Below are 25,696 nucleotides of genomic sequence, written 5' to 3' on the forward strand. Positions count from 1 at the left end.
TGCCGTCCGGTCAGGATCCGCCGTTGACGGCGGCCGCCTTGATCGCACCGCTGGAAGCGTTCCACTTCTGCAGCACCTGCGCGTACGACCCGTCCGCGATGATCGCGTCCATGGCCGCCTTCAGCGCGTCGCGCAGCTGGGCGTTGCCCTTGTCGGTGGCGATGCCGAACGGTCCGGCGTCGGCCGGGTCGCCGGCGACCTCGAAGTCGTTGCCGTTGCCGGACTTCTGCGCGATGTACGCGGCGACCGGCGTGTCGTTGAGGTCGGCGACCGCGCCGCCGGCCTTGACGCGGGTCTGGGCCTCGGAGTCGGTGTCGAACGCCTGGATGGTCAGGCCCTTGGAACCGCAGGCCGTCTTCTGCTTCTTGAAGGCGTCCTCGTAGATCGTGCCGCGCTGCACGGCGACGCTCTGGCCGCAGAGGTCCGCCAGGGCCTTGACGCCCTTGGGGTTGCCCTTCTTGACCAGCAGTGAGGAACCGGACATGTAGTAGTCGACGAAGTCGACGCCCTTGCCGACCTTCTTGCCCTTGTCGTCCAGGCCCTGCTGGCGGGCCTTGGTGTCGCTCATGGCCGACATGACGGCGTCCTCGCGACCGGTGTACAGCGAGGTGATCAGGCCGTCGAACTGACCGTTGGTGAACTCGAACTTCACGCCGAGCTGCTTGGACAGCGCCTGGGCGATGTCCGGGTCGATGCCGACGATCTGGCCGTTCTGGGTCTGCTCCATCGGCGCGTACGAGGCGTCGGTGCCGACCTTGATGACACCGGCGTCCTGGTACTTCTTCGGCAGCTTGGCGAAGAGCGGCGCGGTGGAGGACGAGGCGGAGCCGGAGGCACTCGGCGTCGAGCCGCCCGAGTTGGCGCTGTTGTCCTTCTTCGTCTGGTCGCCGCATCCGGTGACCACCAGGGCGCCGGCGACGGCGAGGGCGGCGACCGCGGAGAGACGGGAGAGGGCGGGGATACGCCGGGTGGTACGTGCGGTCATCGCGGTGTCCTCCTGCTGGATATGCGGAGCTGCGGAATGAGGGTGGGGCCGTGTGTGGGGGCCACGGCGCGCTTCTTCGGGCACCGCCACCCTGTGTGATCTGTGCATCTTGCCATCCGGACAGTCCCAGTCAGGGTTCTGGTTGTGTCAAAATCGGATAACGGGCGATCCCCGGGCACCCATCGGGCCGGTACACCAGGGCCGGACCGCGATGGGGCCGCGCCGATCACATGCGGCTCTCCTGCCGATCACATGCGGATCAGATTCCACTCGTCCCGGAAACGACGTTTCCGGTAGAACGGGTCCTTCACCCCTCATCCGGGGCCCACGGCGTGCGTGCGGCGCGCCTGGCTGCCGGCTTCCGCCACGGTCACTCGTTCCCTGGCGGCACGGACGCCGAGCCCACCTCCTCCGCCCAGCGCGAGGAGTATTCTCCCTCATCAATTCCGACAAAGGGGTCAAAAAGTGGCAGCGGAGATCGTCAATCCCCGGACCGACACCGACCAGCCGCCCGCCGGCGCGCTCGCCCTCGACATCGATCCGGTCTTCGCCCTGCACCGCGGCGGAAAGCTGGAGGTCGCCGCGACCGTGCCGCTGCTCGACGCCGCGGACCTGTCGCTCGCGTACACGCCCGGGGTCGCCGACGTCTGCACGGCGATCGCCAACAAGCCCGAACTCGTGCACGAGTACACCTGGAAGTCGCAGGTGGTCGCGGTGGTCACGGACGGCACGGCGGTGCTCGGCCTGGGCGACATCGGCCCCGAGGCGTCGCTGCCGGTCATGGAGGGCAAGGCGATCCTGTTCAAGCAGTTCGGCGGGGTCGACGCGGTGCCCCTCGCACTCGCCTGCACCGACGTGGACGAGATCGTGGAAACCGTCGTCCGCCTCGCGCCGTCCTTCGGTGGAGTGAACCTGGAGGACATCTCCGCGCCGCGCTGCTTCGAGATCGAGGAACGCCTCAAGGAGCGGCTGGACATCCCGGTGTTCCACGACGACCAGCACGGCACCGCGGTCGTGACGCTGGCCGCGCTGCGCAACGCCTGCACGCTGACCGGCCGTACGCTCGGCGCGCTGCGGGCGGTCATCTCCGGTGCGGGCGCGGCGGGCGTGGCGATCGCCAAGATCCTCGTCGAGGCCGGCATCGGGGACGTCGCGGTCACCGACCGCAGGGGCGTGGTGCACGCCGGCCGCGAGGACCTCAACCCGGTCAAGCGCCACCTGGCGTCCTACACCAACTCCGCGGGCCTGACCGGCTCGCTGGAGGAGGCGCTGGCCGGCGCGGACGTCTTCATCGGCGTCTCCGGCGGCACGGTGGCCGAGCACGCGGTGGCGGCGATGGCCGAGGGCGCGTTCGTCTTCGCGATGGCCAACCCCACCCCCGAGGTCCACCCGGACGTGGCGCACAAGTACGCGGCGGTCGTCGCCACCGGCCGCAGCGACTTCCCCAACCAGATCAACAACGTGCTGGCGTTCCCCGGCATCTTCGCCGGCGCGCTCCAGGTGCGGGCCTCGGCCATCACCGAGGGCATGAAGCTGGCCGCCGCCGAGGCGCTGGCCGCGGTCGTGGCCGACGAGCTGTCACCCGAGTGCGTGATCCCGTCCCCGTTCGACCCGCGGGTGGCACCGGCCGTGACCGCCGCGGTGGCCGCGGCGGCCCGCGCGGACGGCGTGGCGCGCGTCTGACGGCCGGGCCGCCGACGGACCGGGCTGACGGCCCCGTCTGGCGGCCCGGCCTGACGGACCGTCTTCTGGGGTGTGACGCAGGACACAGGCCGGACCGTGTCACATCTCGCACCCCGCCACCCCTCTCATATCTGCCGGCTCCCCCGCCCGGCGACACGAAGCCCCCGCCCACCGGACCCCGTACCGGTGGGCGGGGGCTTCCTGGTTCCCCGTCCGTCACCTCCGCTCCGGGTTCCGGTTGGCAAAAAGTTCCACGACTTATGCGGGAAAGGTTGCTTAGTGCCAACCTCAATCGCCAGGCTGCCGCCAGCACTTGTGCGGCCTCCTCCCCGAGGTCCGCACGTACTGGCAAGCAAGGAGCCCGGATGCACCGTCCGTTCACCCCACGCAGAACCCTGACCATGGCCGCGGCGCTGTCCCTGCTGGCCGGTCTGTCGGTGACCGCGGCCGGCACCGTCACAGCCCGCGCCGACGACCCGCAGCACACCCGCCAGGCCGAGTTCGCCTCCGCCGCCGCGGAGTTCGGCGTCCCGCAGGCCGTCCTCGAAGCGGTGTCGTACAACGAGACCCGCTGGGAGGCCCACGCCGGGCAGGAGAACTCCGAGGCCGGATACGGCCCGATGAACCTCACCGACCTCACGTCCCAGGACCTGGACGCGGACGGCCTGACGACGCAGTCGCCGCGCTACGCCGACCTGCTCAAGGCCCCGGCCGAGCACACCGCGGCGGCCGCCGCCGCGCTGATCGGCGCCGACGTGTCCGCCGTGACGTCCGACGAGGCGCAGAACATCCGGGCCGGCGCCGCGCTGCTGGCCTCCTACGCCCGCGGCTACGGCCACGGCAAGCTGCCCCGGGACGTCGACGGCTGGTACGCGGCCGCCGCCCGCTACGGCCAGCCCACCGAGAACAAGGTCGCGCAGACCTTCGCCGACGTCGTGTGGGACACCCTGCGCACCGGTGCCTCGCGCACCACCCAGGACGGCCAGCAGATCGCCCTGCCGGCCACCGCGCGCCTGCACCCGAACCGCGACGACGTCAGGCTGCTGGGCCTGAAGGACGTCACGCCGCCCGCGAGCAGCACCAAGCCCGAGTGCCCGAAGTCCCTGGACTGCGACTTCATCCCGGGCGCCTACACCCTGCTCGACCCGGCCGACAAGGCCGACTACGGCAGCCACGACCTCGCGGACCGCCCGCACGACCTGCAGATCCGCTACATCACCCTGCACACCACCGACGAGACGTACGACGGCACGCTGGACCTGTTCAACGACCCGACGTACGCCGCCGGCGCCCACTACGTGGTGCGCTCGCAGGACGGCCACGTCACCCAGATGATCCCGACCAAGGACATCGCCTGGGACAGCGGCAACCGGTCGTTCTACCAGCACTCCATCGGCATCGAGCAGGAGTCCTGGTCCACCCACGGCGGCACCTGGTTCAGCGAGAACCTGTACCGCTCCACGGCATCGCTGGTGAAGTACCTGGCCACCACGTACGACATCCCGCTGGACCGCGCGCACATCCTCGGCCACGACAACGTCCCCGGCACCACCGAGGGCGGCGTCGCCACCCAGCACTGGGACCCGGGACCGGGCTGGGACTGGGAGCACTTCTTCGACCTGCTGGGCGCCCCGATCCACGCCACCGCGCCCCAGGGCAGCGACGTCGTGGCCATCAAGCCGGGCTTCCGCACCAACCTGCAGACCACGACGTACTGCGACGACGTACAGGGCTACAAGCAGTTCCCCAACCCGTACCGCAGCTTCGACTGCCCGGTGACGTCGCCCTCGGCGCCCTCCAGCTTCGTGCCGCTGTACACCGCCCCCAGCACCAGCGCCCCGCTGGCCTCCGACCCGTACCTGCACAAGGACGGCTCGGCCGGGACGAACGCGATGAACGACTGGGGCGACAAGGCGCCGGCCGGCGAGCAGTACGTGGTGGCCGACCGCAAGCCCGGCTGGACCGCGATCTGGTGGGCCGGCAAGGAGGTGTGGCTGCAGGACAGCCCGCAGCACCCGGTGACCGTACCGGTCAAGGCGATGCGGATCGTGCCCAAGGCCGGCCGCACCTCGGTCCCGGTGTACACCACGGCCTACCCGGAGGCGTCCGTCTACCCCGCGGACTTCGTGGCCTTCGAGGGCGGCACGCCGCGCGCGCAGGTCGCCCGCAGCCTCTACTCGATCCCGGCCGGGCAGTCGTACGTGGCCGCGGGTCCCGCGGTGAACACCGACTCCTACTTCGCGATCTACTACGACGGCTCCGCGCCGTACGACCAGCACGACTTCGTGGGCCAGACCAAGGTCTACGAGATCGTCTACAACCACCGGATGGCGTTCGTGAACGCCGACGACGTGGACCTCGTCCAGCAGTGACTCGGCAGCCGTCCGGCAGCCGACCGGCAACACGCCGGCACTGACGCGGCGGGCGGCCGGGCGCACTTCCCCGACGGGACCTAATGCGCCCGGTCGCTCTCCAGCGCCTGGTGGGTGATGCGCAGCGCGCGGCTCGACGTGTCGAACGTGCGCTGCGCGACACACACGAACAGGCAGTCCACCACGACCAGTTGGCTGATCCGGCTGGCCATCGCACCGGGCCGGAACGTGGTCTCCCGGCCGGCCGACACCAGCACGAAGTCGGCGAGCTTGGCGGCCGTCGACAGCGGATGGTTGGTGATCACCGCCGTCGTGGCGCCCTGCGCGGAGGCCCGGCGCAGCGGTTCGAGCACGTCACGGCTCTCCCCCGAGTGCGAGACCGCGAGGAAGACGTCGCCCTCGCCCAGCAGCACCGCGCTGGTCAGCGCCGACTGCGAGTCGCCGTGCGCGTGGCACGGCCGCCCGATCCTGGCGAGCTTCTGCTGCAGGTCCTGCGCCACCAGGCCCGACGCGCCGACGCCCGCGATGTGCAGCTGCCCTCCCCCGCACACCGCCTTGACCGCGCCGTCCAGCTGCTCGGGATCGAGCTGCGTCGCGGTCTCCAGGACCGCCTGCGACTCGGTGTGCACCAGCTTGGCGATCACCTCGCCCACCGAGTCCTCCGGCGTGATGCCCGCGGACAGCGTGGAGCGCGGACCCTGCCGGGCCGCCGACGCGGCCAGCGCCAGGCGCAGTTCCGGATAGCCGGCGAAGCCCAGCGCCCGCGCGGTGCGCACGATGGACGACTCGCTCGTGCCGGCCAGCGCGCTCAGCTCGGAGATCGTGCTGCGGGCGACCTGCGCCGGGTCCTCGACGATCAGCGAGGCGATCCGGGCCGCGGCCGGCGTCAGCGACGGCAGCAGCCCGCGCACCGTGGCGGTGAGCGCGTCTCCCGCGTCACTGGCCGCAGTGGCGATTCCTGGTACGGGCCCCGCGGGTCCCGGGACGTTTTCCTGCACGGGAGAAGGATGCACCGGGAAGGGCCCTCATGGGACCGGGTGGGACGAAATCCGGTGGCGGGCGCGCGTCCCCGGGGCGGCCGGCTCCTCGGCCGCGCTGTCACGGCGCGGGGTGACAATGAACCCGTGCCCGCCGACGCCGACCCCCGCCCCGAACGCCCCCAACACCCCGGACCCCCCGGAGGCGGCGCCCCCGGGACCCCGTCCGCGGGCGCGCCGCCCGCACCGCGGCTGCCCTCGCCGCTCGTCGAGGTCGAGGAACCGGCGTTCGCCCGGCACGGCGTGCGGCTGCTGCTCAAGCGGGACGACCTCATCCACCCGGACCTGATCGGCAACAAATACCGCAAGCTGCTGCTCAACCTGGACGCGGCGGCCGCGGCCGGCCACCACACGCTGCTCACCTTCGGCGGCGCCTACTCCAACCACCTGCGGGCCACGGCCGCGGCCGGGCGGCTGTACGGCTTCCGCACCGTCGGCGTCGTGCGCGGCGAGGAGCTGGCCGGCCGCCCGCTGAACCCGTCGCTCGCCCGCGCCGCCGCCGACGGCATGCGCCTGGAGTTCGTCGACCGCGCGACCTACCGCCGCAAGGCCGAGCCCGAGGTGCTGACCGCGCTGCTCGACCGGCACGGGCCGGCGTTCGTCCTGCCCGAGGGCGGCTCCAACGCGGCGGCCGCCCGCGGCTGCGCGGACCTGGGCCGCGAACTTTCCGGCGCCGCGGACGTGGCGGCCGTCGCCTGCGGCACCGGCGGGACCCTCGCCGGGCTCGCCGCGGGACTGCCGGGCGACGCGGAGGCGATCGGGTTCGCGGTGCTGCGCGGCGGCGCCTTCCTGACCGGCGACGTGGCGCGGCTGCAGGAGTCCGCGTTCGGCGGGCGCCGCGGCCGCTGGCGGATCGAGGACCGCTTCCACCACGGCGGCTACGCGCGCACCACTCCCGAGCTGGACGCCTTCGCCGACGCGTTCGCCGCCCGGCACGGCCTGGCGGTGGAGCGGGTGTACGTCGCGAAGATGCTGCACGGTCTGGCGGCACTGGCCGGCGAGCACGCGTTCGCGCCGGGCACCCGGATCGCCGCGGTGATCACCGGCTGATCCGACCGGCAGCTTTACGCACGTCACACCCGGCACCCGTAACCTGGGGTACATGATCCGCGCCGCGACACCCGCCGACCTCCCGGTCATCGAGGACCTCATCCGCCGACTCGCCGCGTACGAGCGGGCGTTGGACGAGGCCAAGGCGACCCGCGAGCAGCTGGCGGAGGCGCTGTTCGGCGCGGACCCGGCGGCGTACGTGCTGATCGCGGAGGACGAGCCGAGCGGCGAGGCGGTGGGCTTCGCGCTGTGGTTCCGCAACTTCTCCACCTGGACCGGCACGCCCGGCCTCTACCTGGAGGACCTGTTCGTGGTGCCCGAGGCCCGCCGGGCCGGGCACGGCAGGGCGCTGCTCGCCGCACTCGCGGCGATCTGCGTCGAGCGCGGCTGGCCCCGCTTCGAGTGGTCGGTGCTGGACTGGAACGAGCAGGCGCTGGCCGTGTACCGGGCGATCGGCGCGCGGCCGCAGGACGAGTGGACCGTGCAGCGGCTCACCGGCCCCGCGCTGGAGGCCCTCGCGGCGCATGCCGCCCCTCCTTCGGGGGCAGGTCCGCACAACCGGGCGAATTCGCATGCGAATTGAGACCTGGGATCCCTACCCACCGTCCGTACCCATGCGCTTACCATGGGTGACAGAAACGGATGCCGCACGTGCCCCGACCGGGCGACACCGGTGGACCGGGCACGATAGCGTCACAGCGAACCAGAGCAATCACCGTGTGCCACCTTGGAGGTGTGGGTGTCCCAGATCGCAGGCGAGCCCGGGTCGAAGGACTTCGTCGAGGTCCGGCTGCCCGCGGCAGGGGCGTATCTGTCGGTGCTGCGTACGGCCACGGCCGGACTCGCGGCACGGCTGGACTTCACCCTCGACGAGATCGAGGACCTGCGGATCGCGGTCGACGAGGCGTGCGCGATCCTGCTGCAGCAGGCCGTGCCCGGATCGGTGCTGAGCTGCGTGTTCCGCCTGGTCGGCGACTCCCTGTGGGTCACCGTGTCGGCGCCGACCACTGACGGCCGCGCACCGGAGCGGGACACCTTCGCCTGGACGGTGCTGTCCGCACTGGCTGGCGAGGTGGACTCCACCGTGGCCGACGACAAGACCGTCAGCATCGCCCTGCACAAGAAGCGCGGCGCCGTACCAGGACTGTCGTGAGGCCGTCGTGGTGAGGTCAGGAGACCCCGGAACGCCCGCGGAGCACCAGGCTCCCGCGGCGCGCGGTCGCGCCTCCGTGCCCGCCCAGCAACCGGACCCGGCGGAACCCGGGCCCGGGCCGCGGCAGGCGGCGCTGCCCCACCCCGATCCGGGCGAACGCGCTCGGGGGCGTATGCGCGAGCAGGCCCGTAGAGACCGGATGGACGTGACGGACGCGGCGGAGCAGGCAGGCCCGATGGATCAGCACGAGCACGTGAAGAGCCCCGGTCAGGCCGGGGCGGGCGAACCCCACGACCCGCACGACAGGTCGGGTGCCCGCGCGCTCTTCGTCGAGCTGAGCAAACTGCCGGAAGGCTCGGTGGAACGTGCCGAGCTGCGCAACCAGCTGGTGCGGATGCACCTGCCGCTGGTCGAGCACCTGGCGCGGCGGTTCCGCAACCGCGGGGAGCCGCTGGACGACCTCACCCAGGTCGCCACGATCGGCCTGATCAAGTCCGTCGACCGGTTCGACGTCGAGCGCGGCGTGGAGTTCTCCACCTACGCCACCCCGACGGTGGTCGGCGAGATCAAGCGTCACTTCAGGGACAAGGGCTGGGCGGTCCGGGTGCCGCGGCGCCTCCAGGAGCTGCGGCTCGCGCTCACCACCGCCACCGGCGAGCTGTCCCAGCGGCACGGCCGGGCGCCGACGGTGCACGAGCTGGCCGAGCACCTGAAGATCTCCGAGGAGGAGGTGCTGGAGGGGCTGGAGTCCGCGAACGCCTACAGCACCCTGTCCCTGGACGTGCCCGACACCGACGACGAGTCGCCGGCCGTCGCCGACACCCTCGGCTCCGAGGACGAGGCGCTGGAGGGCGTGGAGTACCGCGAGTCGCTCAAGCCGCTGCTGGAGCAGCTGCCGCCGCGCGAGAAGACGATCCTGCTGCTCCGCTTCTTCGGCGGCATGACGCAGTCGCAGATCGCGCAGGAGGTCGGCATCTCCCAGATGCACGTCTCCCGGCTGCTGGCCCGCACCCTCGCCCAGCTGCGCGACAAGCTGCTGATCGAGGAGTGACGGGCCGCCGCCCGCGCCGCCCCGGTCGAGGCCGCGGGCCGGGACACCGGCCCGGGCGACCGCCGGCCGGCGGGTGATCAGGCGGCGGTGCGGCGGATGCCGAGCGCGTCGGTGGTCGCCGGGTGGACGAGCAGCACCAGCCCGGCGATCGCCAGCACGCCCAGCACCGCGCCGCCCGCGATCACCGCGCCGTCGCTCTTGACCATCGTCCACGCGATGGGCAGCGCGAGCAGCTGCATGATCAGGGCGGGGCCGCGGCTCCAGCGGCGCGCCTTGCGCAGGCCGTAGGCGGCGCCCAGCGGCAGCGCCGCGAGCACCAGCACCAGCAGCCCGGCCAGCACCGCCTTACCGCCGCCGGTGAAGCACATCGTGACGCCCCAGGCGGCCACCGCGAGTCCCTGCACGCCGGCGACGGCGGCGGCCAGGGTCAGCCGCAGCGGCGGCGGGCCGGCGGGTTCGGCCGGCGGGGCGACATCGGAGGACGGGCTCTTCGGGGTCTGGCTCACACCGTTCAGCGTAGCCCGGCCCGAATTTCGCTAGGTACGCTGTCGAGCATGCGTGCTCTTCTCGTGGTCAACCCCGCTGCCACCACCACCAGCGCCCGGGTCCGCGACGTGATCAGCACGGCGCTCGCCAGCGACCTGAAGCTGGAGGTGGCCACCACCCAGTACCGCGGGCACGCGAGGGACCTGGCCCGCCGGGCAGCCGAGGGCGGCGAGACCGAGCTGGTGGTGTCGCTCGGCGGCGACGGCACCGTCAACGAGATCGTCAACGGGCTGCTGCACCACGGTCCCGACCCCGACGCGCTGCCGCGGCTGGCCGTGGTCCCCGGCGGGTCCACCAACGTCTTCGCCCGCGCGCTGGGCCTGCCCAACGACGCGGTGGAGGCGACCGGCGCGCTGCTGGACGCGCTGCGCGAGGGGTCCTCGCGGACCGTCGGGCTGGGACTGGCCAGCGGCACCCCCGGCACCGAGGACGAAGGCGTGCCGCCGCGCTGGTTCACCTTCTGCGCCGGCCTGGGATTCGACGCCGGGGTGGTCGGACGGGTCGAACAGCAGAGGGAGTTGGGCAAACGTTCGACGCATGCGCTGTACCTGCGCCAGGTCGCACGGCAGTTCGTCTCCGACCCCCACCGGCGGCGCGGCGTCATCACCCTGCAGCGCCCGGACGAGGAGCCGATGGCCGGTCTGATGACCGCCATAATCTGCAACACCTCACCCTGGACCTATCTGGGCAACCGGCCGGTCTACGCCTCCCCCGAGGCGTCCTTCGACACCGCCCTTGACCTGCTCGGAGTCACCAAGATGTCGGCGGTGTCAGGAACGCGTTACGCCGCGCAACTGCTCCGCTCCACTCCGGAACGGGGACCCCACGGGAAGCACACGGTCACGCTGCACGATCTGACCGACTTCACCTTGCAATCGCAGGCGCCACTGCCCTTCCAGGTGGACGGTGACCATCTGGGACTGCGTACGAGTGCGACCTTCACAGGCGTACGCCGGGCACTGCGTGTGATTGTGTAAGTCGAAGAGCCTAAAGTCCTTTTACTCGAACGTTTAGGCTGGCCCGCACCCCTTGGAAGTAGGGCTGTGACCGAGGCGACACCGTGGATTCCAAAAAAAGTTGCCGGAAGGGGTTGTATCTCCAGCCGAGGTTTGCGAACCTCTAACTGGCGATCGGGACGGGCTTCAGAAGCAGCCCCCAATGAGAGCCCGAATCCTCCACTTCACACCGCGGGACCGCACCGGCGAGAGCCGGGGGGCGTCCCGTTCCCTGTGAAGGGATTCGTGAAAGCGTTCACATTCACAAGCAATGTGCTTGTCACACAAGGAGTTGGAGCAGCCATGGACTGGCGTCACCGCGCCGTTTGCCGCGAGGAAGACCCCGAGCTCTTCTTCCCCATCGGCAACACCGGTCCTGCGCTGCTGCAGATCGAGGAAGCCAAGGCCGTCTGCCGCCGCTGCCCCGTCATGGACCAGTGCCTCCAGTGGGCACTGGAAAGCGGACAGGACGCCGGCGTGTGGGGTGGCCTCAGCGAGGACGAGCGCCGCGCAATGAAGCGCCGTGCCGCTCGCAACCGGGCCCGCAACGCCAGCGCCTGACGCCCTGGTCTTCCCCCCGAACCGCAGCGCGCAGCACCTGCCATACGCGCAGCACGCAGCATCGTGAGCCCCCGCACCGGACGGTGCGGGGGCTCCGTGCTGTGCGGGCGCTCGCGCCGACGGCCGTGTTCAGACCGGCAGTTCGAGGACGACGCGGGTGCCGCGTCCCTCGGCGGGCAGCATGTCGAACGTGCCGCCCAACTCCCCCACCACCAGGGTGCGGACGATCTGCAGGCCCAGGTTGCCGGCCTGCTGCGCGTCGAACCCCTCGGGCAGGCCGCGTCCGTCGTCCTGCACGGTGACGGTGATCAGCTCCCGGCCGCGCACCACGCCGATCTCGACGCTGCCCGACTCGTCCTGGCCGAAGCCGTGTTCGAGGGCGTTCTGCAGCAGTTCGGTGAGCACCATGGACAGCGGGGTGGCGATCTCCGCGATCAGCACGCCGAACCGGCCGCTGCGGCGGGTGGTGACGCGGCCGGGCGAGATCTCCGCGACCATGGCCAGCACCCGGTCCGCGATCTCGTCGAACTCCACGCGCTCGTCCAGCGTCTGGGACAGCGTCTCGTGCACGATGGCGATCGAGCCGACCCGCCGGACCGCCTCCTCCAGCGCCTCCCGGGCCCGGTCGGAGTCCATCCGGCGGGCCTGCAGCCGCAGCAGCGCCGCGACGGTCTGCAGGTTGTTCTTCACCCGGTGGTGGATCTCCCGGATGGTCGCGTCCTTGGTGATCAACTCGCGCTCGCGACGGCGCAGTTCCGTGACGTCGCGGAGCAGCACCAGCGAGCCGGTGCGGGTGCCCTTGGGGCTCAGCGGGATGGCCCGCAGCTGGATGACGCCGTCGCCGCCCTCGACCTCGAACGCCCGGGGCGCCCAGCCGCTGGCCAGCTTGACCATCGCCTCGTCCACCGGGCCGCGCTCCGGGGCGAGTTCGGCGGTGGTCTTGCCCAGATGGTGGCCGACCAGGTCGGCGGCCAGGCCCAACCGGTGGTACGCGGACAGGGCGTTGGGGCTGGCGTACTGGACGATGCCGTCCGGGTCCAGCCGGATCAGCCCGTCGCCGGCGCGCGGTGAGGCGTCCATGTCGGCCTGCTGGGCCGGGAACGGGAAGGTGCCGGCGGCGATCATCTGCGCCAGGTCGGAGGCGCTCTGCAGGTAGGTGAGCTCCAGCCGGCTGGGGGTGCGCACGGTGAGCAGGTTGGTGTTGCGGGCGATCACGCCGAGCACCCGGCCGTCGCGGCGCACCGGGATGGACTCCACCCGCACCGGCACCTCCTCGCGCCACTCCGGGTCGCCCTCGCGCACGATCCGGCCCTCGTCCAGCGCGGCGTCCAGCAGCGGCCGGCGCCCGCGCGGAACCAGGTGGCCGACCATGTCGTCCTGGTAGGAGGTGGGACCGGTGTTCGGCCGCATCTGCGCGACGGAGACGTAGCGCGTCCCGTCCCGCGTCGGCACCCAGAGCACCAGGTCGGCGAAGGACAGGTCGGAGAGCAGCTGCCACTCCGAGACGAGCAGGTGCAGCCATTCGAGGTCGGGGGCGTCGAGGGCCGTGTGCTCGCGTACGAGGTCGTTCATGGAGGGCACGCTGTGAGCGTACCTTCCGGCCCCCGCGGGCCGCGCCGCCGTGTTCGGCGCCCGCCGGACTGCCGGAAATCCCCGGCGGAATCCGCGCCGAACCCATGGACAACGGCGAATGGTCTAGTCCACAATCGCTAGTGAGACCTCCGGGCTCCCCGCACAGGAGCGCGGAACGAGGCGAAGGCGTTCTCTGCCCTGACTACGCCGCCGCCTCAGGTCGGCCCTATCGGGCCCCTGGGGACCGCACACCCCACCGGCCACGGCGCCGACGGCAGCTCCGGGCTGCGGTGCTGGAGAGGTTGAGGGTCCTCTCCCGGCACCGCGGCCCGTAGTTTTTTTGCCCTTTTTTGCCGGCCTCTCGCCTCCGGGCGCTCGTACCCGCTGTCGACAGTCGACCGTGCTCGACCCGCTCGTTCCTCACGGGCCTCCGCGCTCCCCCAGCTACCGCTGGGAGGTGCCCCCACCTTTTCGACAGCGGCGCGCCCTTTGGCTCGACGCCTACATCGGCGCACCCGGAGTCGTCACCGCGGCCCGGAGCGCACCCGGAGTCGTCAGTGCCTGCACGGGACGAGCCCTGGGGTGACCCCACGGGAAAGGGGTGCCCAGGGGCCGAGGGAATGGAGTGCGGCACGCGTTTTTGTAGCGGCCGAGCCGAAGGGCGCGCCGGTGTCGAAAGGGAGAACGCGCGCAGGCCCCCGAGGAACGAGGGGGGCGAGCACGATCGAGTGTCGACACCGGGTACAAGCGCCCGGAGGCGAGGCCGCGGCAAAAAAAGGGCTCATCTGGTCTCGGTGACCTTGGAGAGGGCGCGGGGGGCGTCGGGGTCCTGGCCGCGGGCGATGGCGACCTCGTATGCGAGCTTCTGGAGGGGGAGGATCTCCAGCAGGGGCTGCAGGGCCTCGGGGATGCGGCCCGTGGGGAGGGCGAAGCCGCCCGACGCGGCGGCGACCTGTGCGCGCGGGCCGACCACGACGAGGTCCGCGCCCCGCCCGCGCAGCCGGTCGAGCACCGGCTGCAGCGCCTGGCCGCCACGGCCCTCGGTGACGATCGCGATGACCGGCGAGATGTTGTCCACCATGGCCAGCGGGCCGTGCAGCAGGTCCGCGCCGGAGTAGGCGAGCGCCGGGATGTAGCTGGTCTCCATCAGCTTCAGCGCGGCCTCCTTGGCCGTCGGCAGGCCGTAGCCGCGCGAGGTGATCACCATCCGCTCGGCGAACCGGTAGCGGCCGGCCAGGTGCCGCACCTCGTCGCCGCGCTCCAGCACCTCCGCGGCCAGGTCGGGTACCTGCGCGGCGGCCGAGCCGTCCTCGCCGCGCAGGCCCTTCACGAACAGGTAGAGCGCCATCAGTTCCGCGGTGTACGTCTTGGTGGCCGGCAGCGCCTTCTCGGGGCCGGCCAGCAGGTCGATGTGGAACTGGGAGATCTCCGCGAGCGGCGAGTCCGGATTGTTGGTGACCGCGAGGGTGATCGCGCCGGCCTCGGCTGCCGCCGTGGCGCTCGCGGCGAGGTCCGGCGAGCCGCCGGACTGGCTGACCGCGATGACCAGCACGTCCTCCAGGTGCGCCGTGGCGCCGTACGCGGTGGTCGTGGACATCGAGGTGAGGCCGCAGGGCAGGCCCAGCTCCACCTCGATCAGGTACTTCGCGTACAGGGCCGCGTGGTCGGAGGTGCCGCGGGCGCTCAGCAGGACGAAGCGGGGCTTGCGCTCGGCGACCAGCCGGGCGGTCTCGCGGATGGCCGGCGCCCCCTCGGCGAGCAGCCGGCGCAGCACCTCGGGCTGCTCGGCGATCTCGCCGGACATGATCCAGCCCGGCTCGCCCCTGCGCGGCGCGGCGGACGCCACGGTGCCCGACACTCCACCCGCCTCCCTCCGGCAGCCGACGCTCCCAAGTCGACCACAAGGCAGGGTCCTCCGCACCACAAGCCGGGGCCGTCCTCTGCTAGATTGGTCTATACCACATGCTTCAGGCATGGGACGCCACCCACCACCCAAGAACGGCAGGCCCAAGTGGAAGTTGTCATCGTCCCGGACGCCGCAGCCGGCGGCGAACTCATCGCGGAGGCCATGGCCGCCCTGCTGCGCCGCAAGCCCGACGCCCTGCTGGGCGTGGCGACCGGCTCCACCCCGGTGCCCATCTACGAGGCGCTGGCCGCCAAGGTCGCCTCCGGCGCGGTGGACGCGTCCCGGGCCCGGGTGTGCCAGCTCGACGAGTACGTCGGCCTGCCCAGCGGGCACCCGGAGTCGTACCGCTCGGTGGTGCTGCGCCAGGTCGTGGAGCCGCTCGGGCTGTCCACCGGGTCGTTCATGGGCCCGGACGGCACCGCGGACGACCTGCTCGCCGCGTGCGAGGCGTACGACCGGTCGCTCGCCGAGGCCGGCGGCGTGGACATCCAGCTGCTCGGCATCGGCACCGACGGCCACATCGGCTTCAACGAGCCCTGCTCGTCGCTGGCCTCGCGGACCCGGATCAAGACGCTCACCGAGCAGACCCGGGTGGACAACGCGCGGTTCTTCGACGGCGACATCGAGCAGGTCCCGCACCACGTCATCACCCAGGGCATCGGCACCATCCTGGAGGCCCGGCACCTGGTGCTGCTGGCCACCGGCGAGGGCAAGGCCGAGGCCGTCGCGCAGACCGTCGAGGGCCCGGTGGCCGCGGTGGTCCCCGCCTCGGCGCTCCAGCTGCACCGGCACGCCACCGTCGTGGTGGACGAGGCGGCCGCGTCCAAGCTCAAGCTGGCCCCGTACTTCCGGGCCACCTACGCGGCCAAGCCGGCCTGGCAGGGCCTGTAGCCGTTCCGCGTCACCGCGAACGCGCCGAAGGGGCGCGGGGAGCCGACCGGCTCCCCGCGCCCCTTCCGTGTCGGCGGGCTCGCGGCCCGTCCGGTCCGCGGGCCGACCCCCGTCCGGTCCGCGGTCCGATCGGCGGTCGCCTCAGCGGGCCGCCGCGATGGCCTCGGCCGCGGCCTCGCCGCAGACCCGTGCCGCACCGTGGGTGGCGATGTGCAGCGCGCCGGACGGCGGCGCCTGCGGCACGCCCATCTCGACGACCACGGTGTCCGGCCGGGCGGCCAGCACCGCGTCGAGCGCCTGCGCCATCCACGCGTGCCGGTGCACGTCCCGCACGACCGCGACGATCCGGCGGTCGCCGGCCGCGGTCAGCAGGTCGTCGGCCTCCGGCGTGCGGAACGTGCCGGTCTGCGTGCCGGGGAACAGCCGCGCCAGCTCCGCGGCCACACCCCACGGCGTCACGTCGCCGACCGCGATGTTCGCGACCGGTGTGAACGCGGCGACGTACGGCGCCGCCTCCAGCGGGGTGAAGGCGTTCGTCCGGGTGATCCGCAGCGCCCGCCGGGCGGCCTCGAGCCCGACGTCGGAGCCCGGCGCGATCCCGGCCGCCACGCCCTGGTGCTCCTGCGTCCAGGCGGCGAGGCGCCGCACCCGCTCCGCGGCGTCCGCCAGCCGCTCGGCCGGCAGCGAGCCGTCCCGTACGGCGTCGACGATCGCGTCGCGCAGCGCGGTCACCGTCTCCTCGTCGCAGAGCCCGCCGCCGACGCAGATCGCGTCCGCACCGGCCGCGATGGCCATGACGGTGCCGCGCTCGATGCCGTAGGTGGCGGCGACGGCCTGCATCTCGATGCCGTCGGTGACGATCAGGCCGTCGTAGCCGAGGCCGCCCTGGGCGGCGGGCGCCCGCAGCAGTCCGGTGAGCACCGACGGGCTGAGCGTGCCGGGCAGTTCCGCGTCGAGCGCGGGCACCAGGATGTGCGCGCTCATCACGGCCTTGGTGCCGGCCGCCAGGGCGGCCCGGAACGGCACCAGTTCGCGGGCGTGCAGCGTGGCCAGGTCGACGTCGATCCGCGGCATCGCGTGGTGCGAGTCGACGGCCGTGTCGCCGTGCCCGGGGAAGTGCTTGACGCAGGCGGCCACGCCGGCCGACTGCAGGCCCTCCACGTAGGCGGCGGTGTTGCGCGCCACCAGCTCGGGGTCGGCGCCGAACGAGCGCACCCCGATGACCGGGTTGCCCGGGTCGGAGTTGACGTCGGCGGACGGCGCCCAGTCGAAGTTGACACCGCACTCGGCGAGCCGGCGGCCGAGTTCGGCGGCGACCGCGCGGGTCAGCTTGAGGTCGTCGACGGCGCCGAGCGCGAGGTTGCCGGGGAACGACGAGCCGCCGCGCGCCTCCATGCGCGTCACGTCGCCGCCCTCCTCGTCGGCGGCGACCAGCACGTCGGGGCGGACCGCCCGCAGCTGCGCGGTGAGCCGGGCCACCTGCTCGGGCGTCTCGATGTTGCGGCTGAACAGGGCGACCGAGCCCAGCCCTTCGTCGAGCCGGCGCAGCAGCCAGTCGGGGGCCGTGGTGCCGGCGAACCCGGGCTGCAGGACGGCGAGCGCGTCCCGCGTCAGGCTTCCCGCGGGGGTGTGGGTGGTAATGACGGTCATCCCTTCACCGCGCCGGCTGTCAGACCGGCGGCCATCTTCCGCTGGACAAGGAGGAACAGGATCACGACGGGGATGCCCATCATCGTCGACCCCGCCATCATCGGCGCGTACTCGGTGCCGTGCTGGGTGGTGAAGGTGCCGAGCCAGACGGTCGCCGTCTCGTGCTCCTGGCTCATCACCAGCAGCGCGTACAGGAATTCGTTCCACGCCTGGATGAAACCGTAGATCGAGGTGGCCACGAGACCCGGGGCCAGCAGCGGGAACACCACGCGCAGGAAGGCGCCGGTGCGGCTGCAGCCGTCGACCATGGCCGCCTCCTCCAGCTCCTTCGGGATGTTGACCAGGAAGCCGCGCAGCGTCCAGACCGTGAAGGGGAGGATGAACGTCAGGTAGGTGAGCACCAGTCCGGACAGCTTGTCGATCTGGTGGATCTGGTTGAGCAGCAGGAAGACCGGGATGATCATCGCGACCAGCGGCACCATCTGCACCGTGAGGATGCCGACGATGACGACCTTGCGGCCGCGGAACGCGAACCGGGAGATGGCCAGCGCGGCGAGCAGGCCGATGGCGGCGCCGATCACGACGGTGCTGGCGCTGACGATCAGCGAGCGCTCGACCGGCCCCCAGAAGTCGCTGATGTTCAGCGCGCGGCGGAAGTTCTCCAGCGACACCGGGTACGGGAAGAAGTGCGGCGTCGGGTCGATGGCGTCCTTGGCGGGCTTGAACGCCGTGTTGAGCATCCAGTAGACCGGGAAGGCCGCGAGGGCGAAGACCAGCAGGCCCAGCGCGTTCCAGCCCAGCTTGGCGTTGCGCCGGCGACGGGCCGCCGCGACGGCGGGCGCGGACCCCGTGTGCGCCCGGGACGAGGTCATCGCGCTCATTCGACTTCTCCGATCTTGAGCATCTGCCGCATGTACACCGCGACCACCCCGAGCAGCAGCAGCACGGTGAGCAGCGCGATGGCCGAGCCGGTGGCGTAGTCGTTGACGCCGAACGCCCTGTCGTACGAGTACGTGGTGAGCAGCTGGAACTCCGGCTCCGGGTGGCCGCCGCGCATCAGCCAGACCTGCGCGAAGACGCCCATGTCCCAGATCACCGACAGCGTGGTCATCATGACCACCAGCGGCTTGATGATGGGGAAGGTGACGTAGCGGAAGACCCCGAACGCGCCGGCGCCGTCCAGCCGGGCCGCCTCCTCCAGCTCCTTGGGGACCTGGGTGAGGCCGGCGCTGAGGGTGATGACGACGAACGGGATCGCGCCCCAGACGACCTGCATCATGATCACGCTCAGCCCCTCGGGGCCGGACGCGAACCAGTTGTGGCCGCTGTAGTCGACGCCGGGGATCTGGCTGAGCACCCAGTTGACGACGCCGTAGTCGCTGTCGAACATCCACTTGAAGACGGTGACGGCGACCACCACCGGCATCGCCCAGCTGGCCACCAGCGCGATGTTGATCAGTGTCCGCACCCACGGCGAGACCCGCTGCAGCAGCAGCGCGACCAGCATGCCGATCACCATGGTGAACAGCACGCAGAAGCCGGCGAAGACGATGGTGCGGACGACGACCGACCAGAACTCGCTGTCGCCGAGGATGGCCCGGTAGTTGTCGAAGCCGACCCAGGTGGCCGGCTTGAAGCCCCACAGCTGGGGCTTCTTGTAGTCCTGGAAGGACAGGGTGCCCAACCGGATCAGCGGGTAGCCCAGCACCAGGACCAGCACCAGGATGCACGGCGCGAGCAGCAGCCACGGCGTGGCCGCCTGCCCGAGCCTGAGCCTGGTCCGGCGCGGGGCCGCGGATGGTCTCCCGTCGCCGGCGGGAGGTGATGAGTGCCGCCTCGGCGGCACTTTGGCGGTGGTTGTCTCGGCGGCACTCATCACGTGCTCCTCAGTCGTCCCTGTCTACGAGGCGAGGATGGTCAGGTCGTCGGACGTCAGTTCTTGACGTTGATGACCTTGTCGATGGCGCTGTCCGCGTCCTTCGCCGCCTGCTCGACGGACTTCTTGCCGGTCGCGATGGCCTGCAGCATGTCCTGCAGGGTCTTCGCCTTCTCGACCGTGCCCCAGCCGGGCGCGGTGGGGACGAACCAGCTGATCTTGGCCGCCTCGGCGGTCACCGCGGACGCCGGGTCGGACTCCAGGGTGGCCAGCTGGGTGTTGTTGTTGGGCAGGTTGCCCTTGCCCATCAGGACCTGCTGGCCCTTGGTGTTGGTGAAGTCGTTGATCCACTCCGCGGCCAGGTCCTGGGCCTTGGACTTGCTGGGGATCGCCAGGTCGGAACCGCCGAGGAAGACCGGCATGTTCTTGCCGGACGGGCCGGGCAGCACGAAGTTGACCAGGTTGTCCTTCAGCTTGCCGCCGGTCTTGTCGAACTTCGGGTCGGCGGCGGAGGGCGCCTCCCAGCCGGGGGCGTACATCATCGCGGACTTGCCCTGGCCGTACACGATGTAGCGGTCCGACTCGTCCTTGGTCAGGTCGCCGTGCATGTACTTGGCCTCGATGGCCTTCCAGGCGTTGAGGCCCTGGATCGCGGCCGGGTCCTCCAGCGACGCCTTCCACTGGCCGCCGTCCTGCTTGGCGATGGCGCCGCCGGCGTCGTAGACGAAGGACATCGCCGCGTACCAGTCGCGGCTCGGCTGGTACCAGGCGCTGAACTTGGCGCCCTCCTTGGCCTGGATCTTGTCCAGGTCGCCGGTCAGCTCCGTCCAGCTCTTCGGCGCGGCGCTGACGCCGGCCGCGGCCGCGACGTCCTTGCGCCAGGTGGCGATGCGGGCGGCCGCGTAGTAGGGGACGCCGTAGGTCTTGCCGTCGTACATGACCGACTGCTTCAGACCGTCCAGCCAGGCACCGGAGTTGTCGAACTTGGACGGGTCGACCTCGGCGAACGCACCCTCGGCCATGTAGGGCACCATCTCGGTGTTGCCCATCTCCACCACGTCCGGCGCGTTGTCGGTGGCGAGCACCGCGTCCAGCTTCGCGTTCTTGTCCGGCCAGGCGTAGTACTCGTGCTTGACCTTCAGGCCCGGGTGCTTGGCGATGATCGCGTCGTCCGCGGCCTTCACCAGCTCCGGCCAGTTGTGCTGCGCGTCGACCGTCAGCCAGACGGTGATCGAGGACGCGCTCGACTTGCCGGAGTCCCCGTTCGACCCACAGGCCGCCACACCGACGATCATGGTCGCGACGCCGATCGCCGCGATGAGCTTGCGCTTCACGCCACCCTCCTCAGGATGCCCGAAACTCCCCCCACCGCCCGAAATGCCGGACCGCATGACGACACACCGCGGCCGGTCCTGCTCGTGGGTCTGGGATGTGGCCTTAATGGTTTAGACCAGTACCGGGAGCTTGGCCTAGACCTTTGGGGGTGTCAAGGGTGTATAAGAACACCCGTCGGCTCTGTTACCGGACCGACACCTGAGGGGGACAGCCGGCCACCACCTCCCAGCACCAGGTCAGCACGTGCCACCATGTGAGCCGCTATCAACGGAGGAGCCGGTGACGGCAGCACGTCATCAGTCGGGAGTAGACGTCATGCAGAGCGACGCGGGCACGGCGGAGTCCACGGGGAACGGCACCGCGGGCCGCACCGCCCGCGTGCCCAAGTACTACCGGCTCAAGCGGCATCTGCTGGACATCACGCAGACCATGCCCCCCGGCACCCCGGTCCCTCCCGAACGCACGCTGGCCACGGAGTTCGACACCTCCCGCACCACCGTCCGCCAGGCCCTCCAGGAGCTCGTCGTCGAGGGCAGGCTGGAGCGCATCCAGGGCAAGGGCACCTTCGTGGCCAAGCCCAAGGTCTCCCAGGCCCTGCAACTGACCTCGTACACCGAGGACATGCGCGCCCAGGGACTGGAACCGGCCTCCCAGCTGCTGGACATCGGCTACATCACCGCCGACGACCGGCTCGCCGGGCTGCTGGACATGAAGGCCGGCGGCCGGGTGCTGCGCATCGAGCGGCTGCGGCTGGCCAGCGGCGAGCCGATGGCCATCGAGACCACCCACCTGTCCGCCAAGCGCTTCCCCGCGCTGCGCCGCAGCCTGGCCAAGTACACCTCGCTGTACACCGCGTTGGCGGAGGTCTACGACGTGCGGCTGGCCGAGGCGGAGGAGACCATCGAGACCTCGCTGGCCACCCCGCGCGAGGCCGGGCTGCTCGGCACCGACGTCGGCCTGCCGATGCTGATGCTCTCCCGGCACTCCATCGACACCGTCGGCGAACCGGTCGAATGGGTGCGATCCGTCTACCGCGGGGACCGGTACAAGTTCGTGGCCCGCCTCAGCCGGCCGGTGGACTGAGCGGTCCGCCGGGTGGCGTACACCGTGGCCACACCGAGATCCGCACAGGTAGTGACTGTGGTCGGTCCCCTCCCCTAGTTTCGTGCGCACTGCACTGGTCGCTCTAGGGGACGGGAGCCACACGCATGACCGCCACACCTCCTGACACCGCACCACCGGTGATCACACCCTCACGGGTGATCGCCGCACTCTGCCTCGTCGCGCCGTTCGTCGCCCTGCTGTGGGTGAGTTCGTACGCGCGGTTGACGCCGAGGTTCATCGGGATCCCGTTCTTCTACTGGTACCAGATGGCCTGGGTGCCGGTCGCGGCCGCGCTCACGTACACCGCGTACGCCCTGGTCCGCCGTGAGGAGCGCGCGCGCAAGGGGGGTGCGGCCCAGTGAAGAACGACGTCAACGGCGTCGCGCTCGGCGTCTTCCTGTTCTTCTTCCTCGCCGTCACGGTGGTCGGCTTCATGGCCGCCCGCTGGCGGCGCGCCGACAACGCCCTGCACCTGGACGAATGGGGTCTGGGCGGGCGGAGCTTCGGCACCTGGGTCACCTGGTTCCTGCTCGGCGGCGACCTCTACACCGCGTACACCTTCGTCGCGGTCCCGGCCGCGATCTACGGCGCCGGCGCGGCCGGCTTCTTCGCGGTGCCGTACACGATCATCACGTACCCGCTGGTGTTCCTGTTCCTGCCGCGGCTGTGGTCGGTCTCGCACCGCCACGGCTACGTGACGTCCTCGGACTTCATCCGCGGGCGGTTCGGCTCCAAGTCCCTGTCGGTGGCCGTCGCGCTCACCGGCATCCTGGCCACGATGCCGTACATCGCCCTGCAGCTGGTCGGCATCCAGGCGGTGCTGGACGTGATGGGCGTGGGCGGCAGCGACTCCACCAACTGGTTCGTCAAGGACCTGCCGCTGATGATCGCCTTCGCGGTGCTCGCGGCCTACACGTACTCGTCCGGCCTGCGGGCGCCCGCGCTCATCGCCTTCGTCAAGGACGCACTGATCTACCTCGTCATCGCGGTGGCGATCATCTACATCCCGTACAAGCTCGGCGGGTTCGACCACATCTTCAGCAAGGCGTCGGCCGCGTACTCGGTGAAGAACCCGGCGACCGGCCTGCCGCGCGGCTCGCTGGTGACCGGCCCGAAGGCCCAGTGGGCCTACGCCACCCTGGCGATGGGCTCGGCGATGGCGCTCTTCCTCTACCCGCACTCGGTCACGGCCGTGCTGTCCGGCAAGAGCCGCGACACCATCCGCCGCAACACCACCATCCTGCCGCTGTACTCGCTGATGCTCGGCCTGCTGGCCCTGCTCGGCTTCATGGCGCTGGCCGACGGCGTCGGCAAGGGCATCAAGGGCTACAACGCGCAGCTGGCGATCCCGCAGCTGTTCGAGAACATCTTCCCGTCGTGGTTCGCCGGCGTGGCGTTCGCCGCGATCGGGATCGGCGCGCTGGTGCCGGCGGCCATCATGTCGATCGCCGCGGCGAACCTGTTCACCCGCAACATCTACAAGGACCTCTTCAAGCCGGACGCCACGCCCGCGCAGGAGACCCGGGTCTCCAAGCTGGCGTCGCTGGTGGTGAAGGTCGGCGCGCTGGTCTTCGTGCTCACCATGGACAAGACCGTCGCGATCAACTTCCAGCTGCTGGGCGGCATCTGGATCCTCCAGACCGTGCCGGCGATCGTCGGCGGCCTGTTCACGCGGTGGTTCCACCGCTGGGCCCTGCTGGCCGGCTGGGCGGCCGGCATGGCCTACGGCACGTGGAAGGCGTACGAGCAGACCAGCCCCACACAGGCGCACTTCGGCGGGAACTCCGACATGATCCCGTGGATCGGCGAGAAGGGGTACATCGGGCTGACGGCGTTCGTCCTCAACGCGGGCGTCGCGGTGGTCCTCACGCTCGTCCTCAACGCGGTCAAGGCTCCCGCCGGGGTGGACGAGACGTCCGCGACGGACTACGTCGTGGAATCGGGGGACTCCACGACGGCGGGTGCGCCGGTTCCCCGGCCGGGGGACGAGCCCGGGGTGTCGCCCGGGGTTCCCGAACCCGCCTAGCCGTCAGGGCAGGGCCCTGATCAGCCCATCGCCCCTCCCCGGGCGGGGGTACGCCCTCCCGGGCAGGGGTTCGCCCTCCCCGGGCAAGGGGTTCGCCCTGTCCGGGCGAAGGGTCACCATCTGGGGCGCGGGGTCCCCCAGCCTTCGGCCGGGGGTGCCCCCAACGCGCGCAACCGGCCACCGGGCCGGTGGTCCGGACACGACAGCAACAGCCCCTTCGGGGCGGTGACGAACCGCGGCGCCGCGGTGGCTGGTCGCGCAGTTCCCCGCGCCCCTACGGGGCGCGTGCTGCCCCGGCAGGAGCGTTGCCGTCGAACGGGGGTTCAGGGGTCACCGTCAGGGGCGCGGGGTCCCCCGGCAGGGGCGTTGCCGTCGGGCCGGGGGGTTCGCCCTGTGCGGGCGGAGGGTCACCATCAGGGGCGCAAAAAACGGCGCGCGCAACCGGCCACCGGGTCGGTGGTCCGGACGCGACAGCAACAGCCCCTTCGGGCCGGTGACGACCCGCGGGCTCAGCGGCTGGCGAAGGTGCGGCGGTAGGCGTGGGGGGTGGTGCCGGTCCAGCGGGTGAAGTGGTGGCGCAGCGTCGCCGCGTTGCCGAACCCGGCGCGCACCGCGATCGAGTCGATCGTCTCGTCGGACCCTTCGAGCAGCGCCCGCGCCAGCAGGACCCGCTGGCCCAGCAGCCAGCGATACGGCGTCGTCCCCGTCTCCTGCTGGAAGCGCCGCGCGAACGTCCGCGGTGACATGTGCGCCCGCAGGGCCATCTCCTCGACGGTGATCTCGCGGTCGAGGTTCGCCTCCATCCACACCAGCACCCCGCCGACGGTGTCGCTCGACGCCCGCGGCAGCGGCCGGTCCACGAACTGGGCCTGGCCGCCCTCCCGGTGGGGCGGCACCACCATGCGGCGGGCGATCGCGTTGGCCACCGCCGAGCCCTGCTCCCTGCGCACCAGGTGCAGGCACGCGTCGATGCCGGCGGCCGTACCGGCCGAGGTGATCACCCCGGCGTCGTCGACGTACAGCACGTCCGGCTCGACCCGGGCCGCCGGGCACCGCGCGGACAGCCGGTCGACGTGCCGCCAGTGCGCGGTGCACCGGCGCCCGTCGAGCAGTCCCGCCGCGGCCAGCACGAACACGCCCGAGCAGACGCTGAGCACGGTCGCGCCGCGCTCCACCGCCCGGGTCAGCGCGCGCAGCACGTCCGCCGGGAACTCCCGGTCCAGGAACGACTCCCCGGCCGGCACGGCGATCAGGTCCGCCTCCTCCAGCCGGTCCAGGCCGTCCGGCACGGACAGCGCGAACCCGGCGTGGGTGCCGAGCACCGGCCCCTCCCCCGAGACGACCGCGAAGTCGTAGACGGGCAGGCCCTCGTCACTCCGGTCGAGCCCGAACACCTCGCAGACCACGCCGAGTTCGAAGGGGTGCACGCCGTCCAGCACCAGAGCGGCCACGTTCTGCAGCATGGTCCGAGCATGCCACGTGGCAGGATGTCGCGGTAGTACGACAGTCCTGCCACTGTCCGGTCGTAAGCAGCACGAGCACCCTTGACTCATGACACTCCTCCTGGACATCGCCGCCCTGTTCGCCCTGCTGACCGCCCTGACCGCCGCCCCGCTGACCGGCGCGCTCCACGACGCCCGCATCGACCGCCAGCTCCGCGAGGCTGGGAACGCCTCCGCGCGCCGCTGACCATCCGTCCGACACGCCGCCACGACACCACTAGATGTGGGGTTCGCACGAAGGGGGACCACAACATGTATGCTCAACTCCGCTGCCCGCAGGGGAAGCCGGTGTGAGTCCGGCGCTGCCCCGCAACGGTGAGCGGCGGCGCCCCGACGCGCCCCCGCACAGCCCGATCGCCTGCCGGCGCCGCGCCCGGGCGATCGGGCGCGCTGTGTCCGGG

23 protein-coding genes are annotated in these 25,696 nt (G+C 71.6%); 13 read left to right on the plus strand and 10 right to left on the minus strand.

The annotated features are described in order from the left end of the window. Positions 1–10: 10 nt before the first annotated feature. Positions 11–985: an ABC transporter substrate-binding protein gene (locus tag BMW99_RS07450; RefSeq protein ID WP_069465346.1), complete on the minus strand. Its 975-nt coding sequence runs from the start codon at positions 983–985 to the stop codon at positions 11–13. Between the two features lie 465 nt (positions 986–1,450). Here BMW99_RS07450 and BMW99_RS07455 point away from each other — a divergent pair, with 465 nt between their 5' ends. Together BMW99_RS07455 and BMW99_RS07460 are read left to right on the plus strand one after the other, a co-directional pair. Further along, on the plus strand, positions 1,451–2,668 hold the full coding sequence (locus BMW99_RS07455) for an NAD(P)-dependent malic enzyme (protein ID WP_075016473.1): 1,218 nt from the start codon (positions 1,451–1,453) through the stop codon (positions 2,666–2,668). 365 nt (positions 2,669–3,033) lie between these two features. Continuing rightward, on the plus strand, positions 3,034–5,040 hold the full coding sequence (locus BMW99_RS07460) for an N-acetylmuramoyl-L-alanine amidase (protein WP_075016474.1): 2,007 nt from the start codon (positions 3,034–3,036) through the stop codon (positions 5,038–5,040). A gap of 80 nt (positions 5,041–5,120) precedes the next feature. On the opposite strand, the gene BMW99_RS07465 is transcribed toward BMW99_RS07460, so the two are convergent. Beyond that, entirely contained in the window at positions 5,121–6,038 is a 918-nt protein-coding gene (locus tag BMW99_RS07465) for a MurR/RpiR family transcriptional regulator (RefSeq protein ID WP_245791280.1), read from the minus strand. Between the two features lie 231 nt (positions 6,039–6,269). Here BMW99_RS07465 and BMW99_RS07470 point away from each other — a divergent pair, with 231 nt between their 5' ends. From BMW99_RS07470 to BMW99_RS07485, 4 genes are all read left to right on the plus strand, one after another. Beyond that, a complete protein-coding gene (locus BMW99_RS07470) occupies positions 6,270–7,127 on the plus strand; it encodes a 1-aminocyclopropane-1-carboxylate deaminase/D-cysteine desulfhydrase (protein WP_075016545.1) in 858 nt (285 codons plus the stop codon). 52 nt (positions 7,128–7,179) lie between these two features. Further along, entirely contained in the window at positions 7,180–7,710 is a 531-nt protein-coding gene (locus BMW99_RS07475; protein ID WP_069465106.1) for a GNAT family N-acetyltransferase, read from the plus strand. A 156-nt stretch (positions 7,711–7,866) separates the two neighbouring features. Next, complete coding sequence (locus BMW99_RS07480; RefSeq protein WP_069465112.1) at positions 7,867–8,280, plus strand: ATP-binding protein; 414 nt, start codon at positions 7,867–7,869, stop codon at positions 8,278–8,280. A gap of 172 nt (positions 8,281–8,452) precedes the next feature. Further along, a complete protein-coding gene (locus tag BMW99_RS07485) occupies positions 8,453–9,331 on the plus strand; it encodes an RNA polymerase sigma factor SigF (protein ID WP_245791282.1) in 879 nt (292 codons plus the stop codon). Positions 9,332–9,408: 77 nt separating this feature from the next. On the opposite strand, the gene BMW99_RS07490 is transcribed toward BMW99_RS07485, so the two are convergent. Further along, the gene (locus BMW99_RS07490; RefSeq protein WP_069465108.1) at positions 9,409–9,837 is read right to left on the minus strand and encodes a hypothetical protein; all 429 of its coding nucleotides are present in this window, start codon (positions 9,835–9,837) and stop codon (positions 9,409–9,411) included. Positions 9,838–9,885: 48 nt separating this feature from the next. Here BMW99_RS07490 and BMW99_RS07495 point away from each other — a divergent pair, with 48 nt between their 5' ends. After that, positions 9,886–10,854, plus strand: a complete 969-nt coding sequence (locus tag BMW99_RS07495; RefSeq protein WP_069465109.1) for a diacylglycerol/lipid kinase family protein — start codon at positions 9,886–9,888, stop codon at positions 10,852–10,854. 321 nt (positions 10,855–11,175) lie between these two features. After that, a complete protein-coding gene (locus tag BMW99_RS07500; protein ID WP_037913060.1) occupies positions 11,176–11,433 on the plus strand; it encodes a WhiB family transcriptional regulator in 258 nt (85 codons plus the stop codon). 129 nt (positions 11,434–11,562) lie between these two features. Here BMW99_RS07500 and BMW99_RS07505 read toward each other — a convergent pair whose 3' ends face one another. Next, on the minus strand, positions 11,563–13,005 hold the full coding sequence (locus BMW99_RS07505) for a sensor histidine kinase (protein WP_069465110.1): 1,443 nt from the start codon (positions 13,003–13,005) through the stop codon (positions 11,563–11,565). Positions 13,006–13,786: 781 nt separating this feature from the next. Next, positions 13,787–14,809, minus strand: coding sequence for an SIS domain-containing protein (locus tag BMW99_RS07510; RefSeq protein WP_069465113.1), 1,023 nt, complete (start codon positions 14,807–14,809; stop codon positions 13,787–13,789). A gap of 207 nt (positions 14,810–15,016) precedes the next feature. Between BMW99_RS07510 and nagB the strand changes: the two genes are divergently transcribed. Continuing rightward, positions 15,017–15,802: a glucosamine-6-phosphate deaminase gene (nagB, locus tag BMW99_RS07515; RefSeq protein ID WP_075016475.1), complete on the plus strand. Its 786-nt coding sequence runs from the start codon at positions 15,017–15,019 to the stop codon at positions 15,800–15,802. Between the two features lie 141 nt (positions 15,803–15,943). Here nagB and BMW99_RS07520 read toward each other — a convergent pair whose 3' ends face one another. Genes BMW99_RS07520 through BMW99_RS07535 form a run of 4 tightly spaced genes read right to left on the minus strand, consistent with a single transcriptional unit; the run spans position 15,944 to position 20,662 of the window. Then, the gene (locus BMW99_RS07520) at positions 15,944–17,452 is read right to left on the minus strand and encodes a glycoside hydrolase family 3 protein (protein ID WP_075016476.1); all 1,509 of its coding nucleotides are present in this window, start codon (positions 17,450–17,452) and stop codon (positions 15,944–15,946) included. Then, a complete protein-coding gene (locus tag BMW99_RS07525; protein WP_075016477.1) occupies positions 17,449–18,333 on the minus strand; it encodes a carbohydrate ABC transporter permease in 885 nt (294 codons plus the stop codon). Before BMW99_RS07525 ends, BMW99_RS07520 begins: the two co-directional genes overlap by 4 nt. Further along, positions 18,330–19,328, minus strand: a complete 999-nt coding sequence (locus tag BMW99_RS07530; RefSeq protein WP_069465125.1) for a carbohydrate ABC transporter permease — start codon at positions 19,326–19,328, stop codon at positions 18,330–18,332. Before BMW99_RS07530 ends, BMW99_RS07525 begins: the two co-directional genes overlap by 4 nt. A 56-nt stretch (positions 19,329–19,384) precedes the next feature. Then, positions 19,385–20,662 carry an extracellular solute-binding protein gene (locus BMW99_RS07535; RefSeq protein WP_069465124.1) on the minus strand — a complete coding sequence of 426 codons (1,278 nt, stop codon included), beginning with the start codon at positions 20,660–20,662 and terminating at the stop codon, positions 19,385–19,387. Positions 20,663–20,978: 316 nt separating this feature from the next. Between BMW99_RS07535 and BMW99_RS07540 the strand changes: the two genes are divergently transcribed. From BMW99_RS07540 to mctP, 3 genes are all read left to right on the plus strand, one after another. Continuing rightward, positions 20,979–21,746 (plus strand): GntR family transcriptional regulator, encoded by a 768-nt coding sequence (locus BMW99_RS07540; protein WP_069465123.1) that lies wholly within the window; start codon positions 20,979–20,981, stop codon positions 21,744–21,746. Between the two features lie 125 nt (positions 21,747–21,871). After that, positions 21,872–22,129 (plus strand): DUF3311 domain-containing protein, encoded by a 258-nt coding sequence (locus BMW99_RS07545; protein WP_069465122.1) that lies wholly within the window; start codon positions 21,872–21,874, stop codon positions 22,127–22,129. After that, positions 22,126–23,793 carry a monocarboxylate uptake permease MctP gene (mctP, locus tag BMW99_RS07550; RefSeq protein WP_075016478.1) on the plus strand — a complete coding sequence of 556 codons (1,668 nt, stop codon included), beginning with the start codon at positions 22,126–22,128 and terminating at the stop codon, positions 23,791–23,793. The genes BMW99_RS07545 and mctP overlap by 4 nt, the downstream gene beginning before the upstream one ends. Before the next feature lie 509 nt (positions 23,794–24,302). Here the strand turns inward: mctP and BMW99_RS07555 are convergent. Next, positions 24,303–25,256, minus strand: a complete 954-nt coding sequence (locus BMW99_RS07555; protein ID WP_069464250.1) for a helix-turn-helix domain-containing protein — start codon at positions 25,254–25,256, stop codon at positions 24,303–24,305. A gap of 88 nt (positions 25,257–25,344) precedes the next feature. On the opposite strand from BMW99_RS07555, the gene BMW99_RS41230 reads away from it, so the two are divergent. Further along, positions 25,345–25,482: a hypothetical protein gene (locus tag BMW99_RS41230; protein WP_176735525.1), complete on the plus strand. Its 138-nt coding sequence runs from the start codon at positions 25,345–25,347 to the stop codon at positions 25,480–25,482. The last annotated feature ends 214 nt before the right edge of the window (positions 25,483–25,696 follow it).

It is taken from the genome of Actinacidiphila rubida, from assembly GCF_900110255.1.
Classification (GTDB): domain Bacteria; phylum Actinomycetota; class Actinomycetes; order Streptomycetales; family Streptomycetaceae; genus Actinacidiphila; species Actinacidiphila rubida.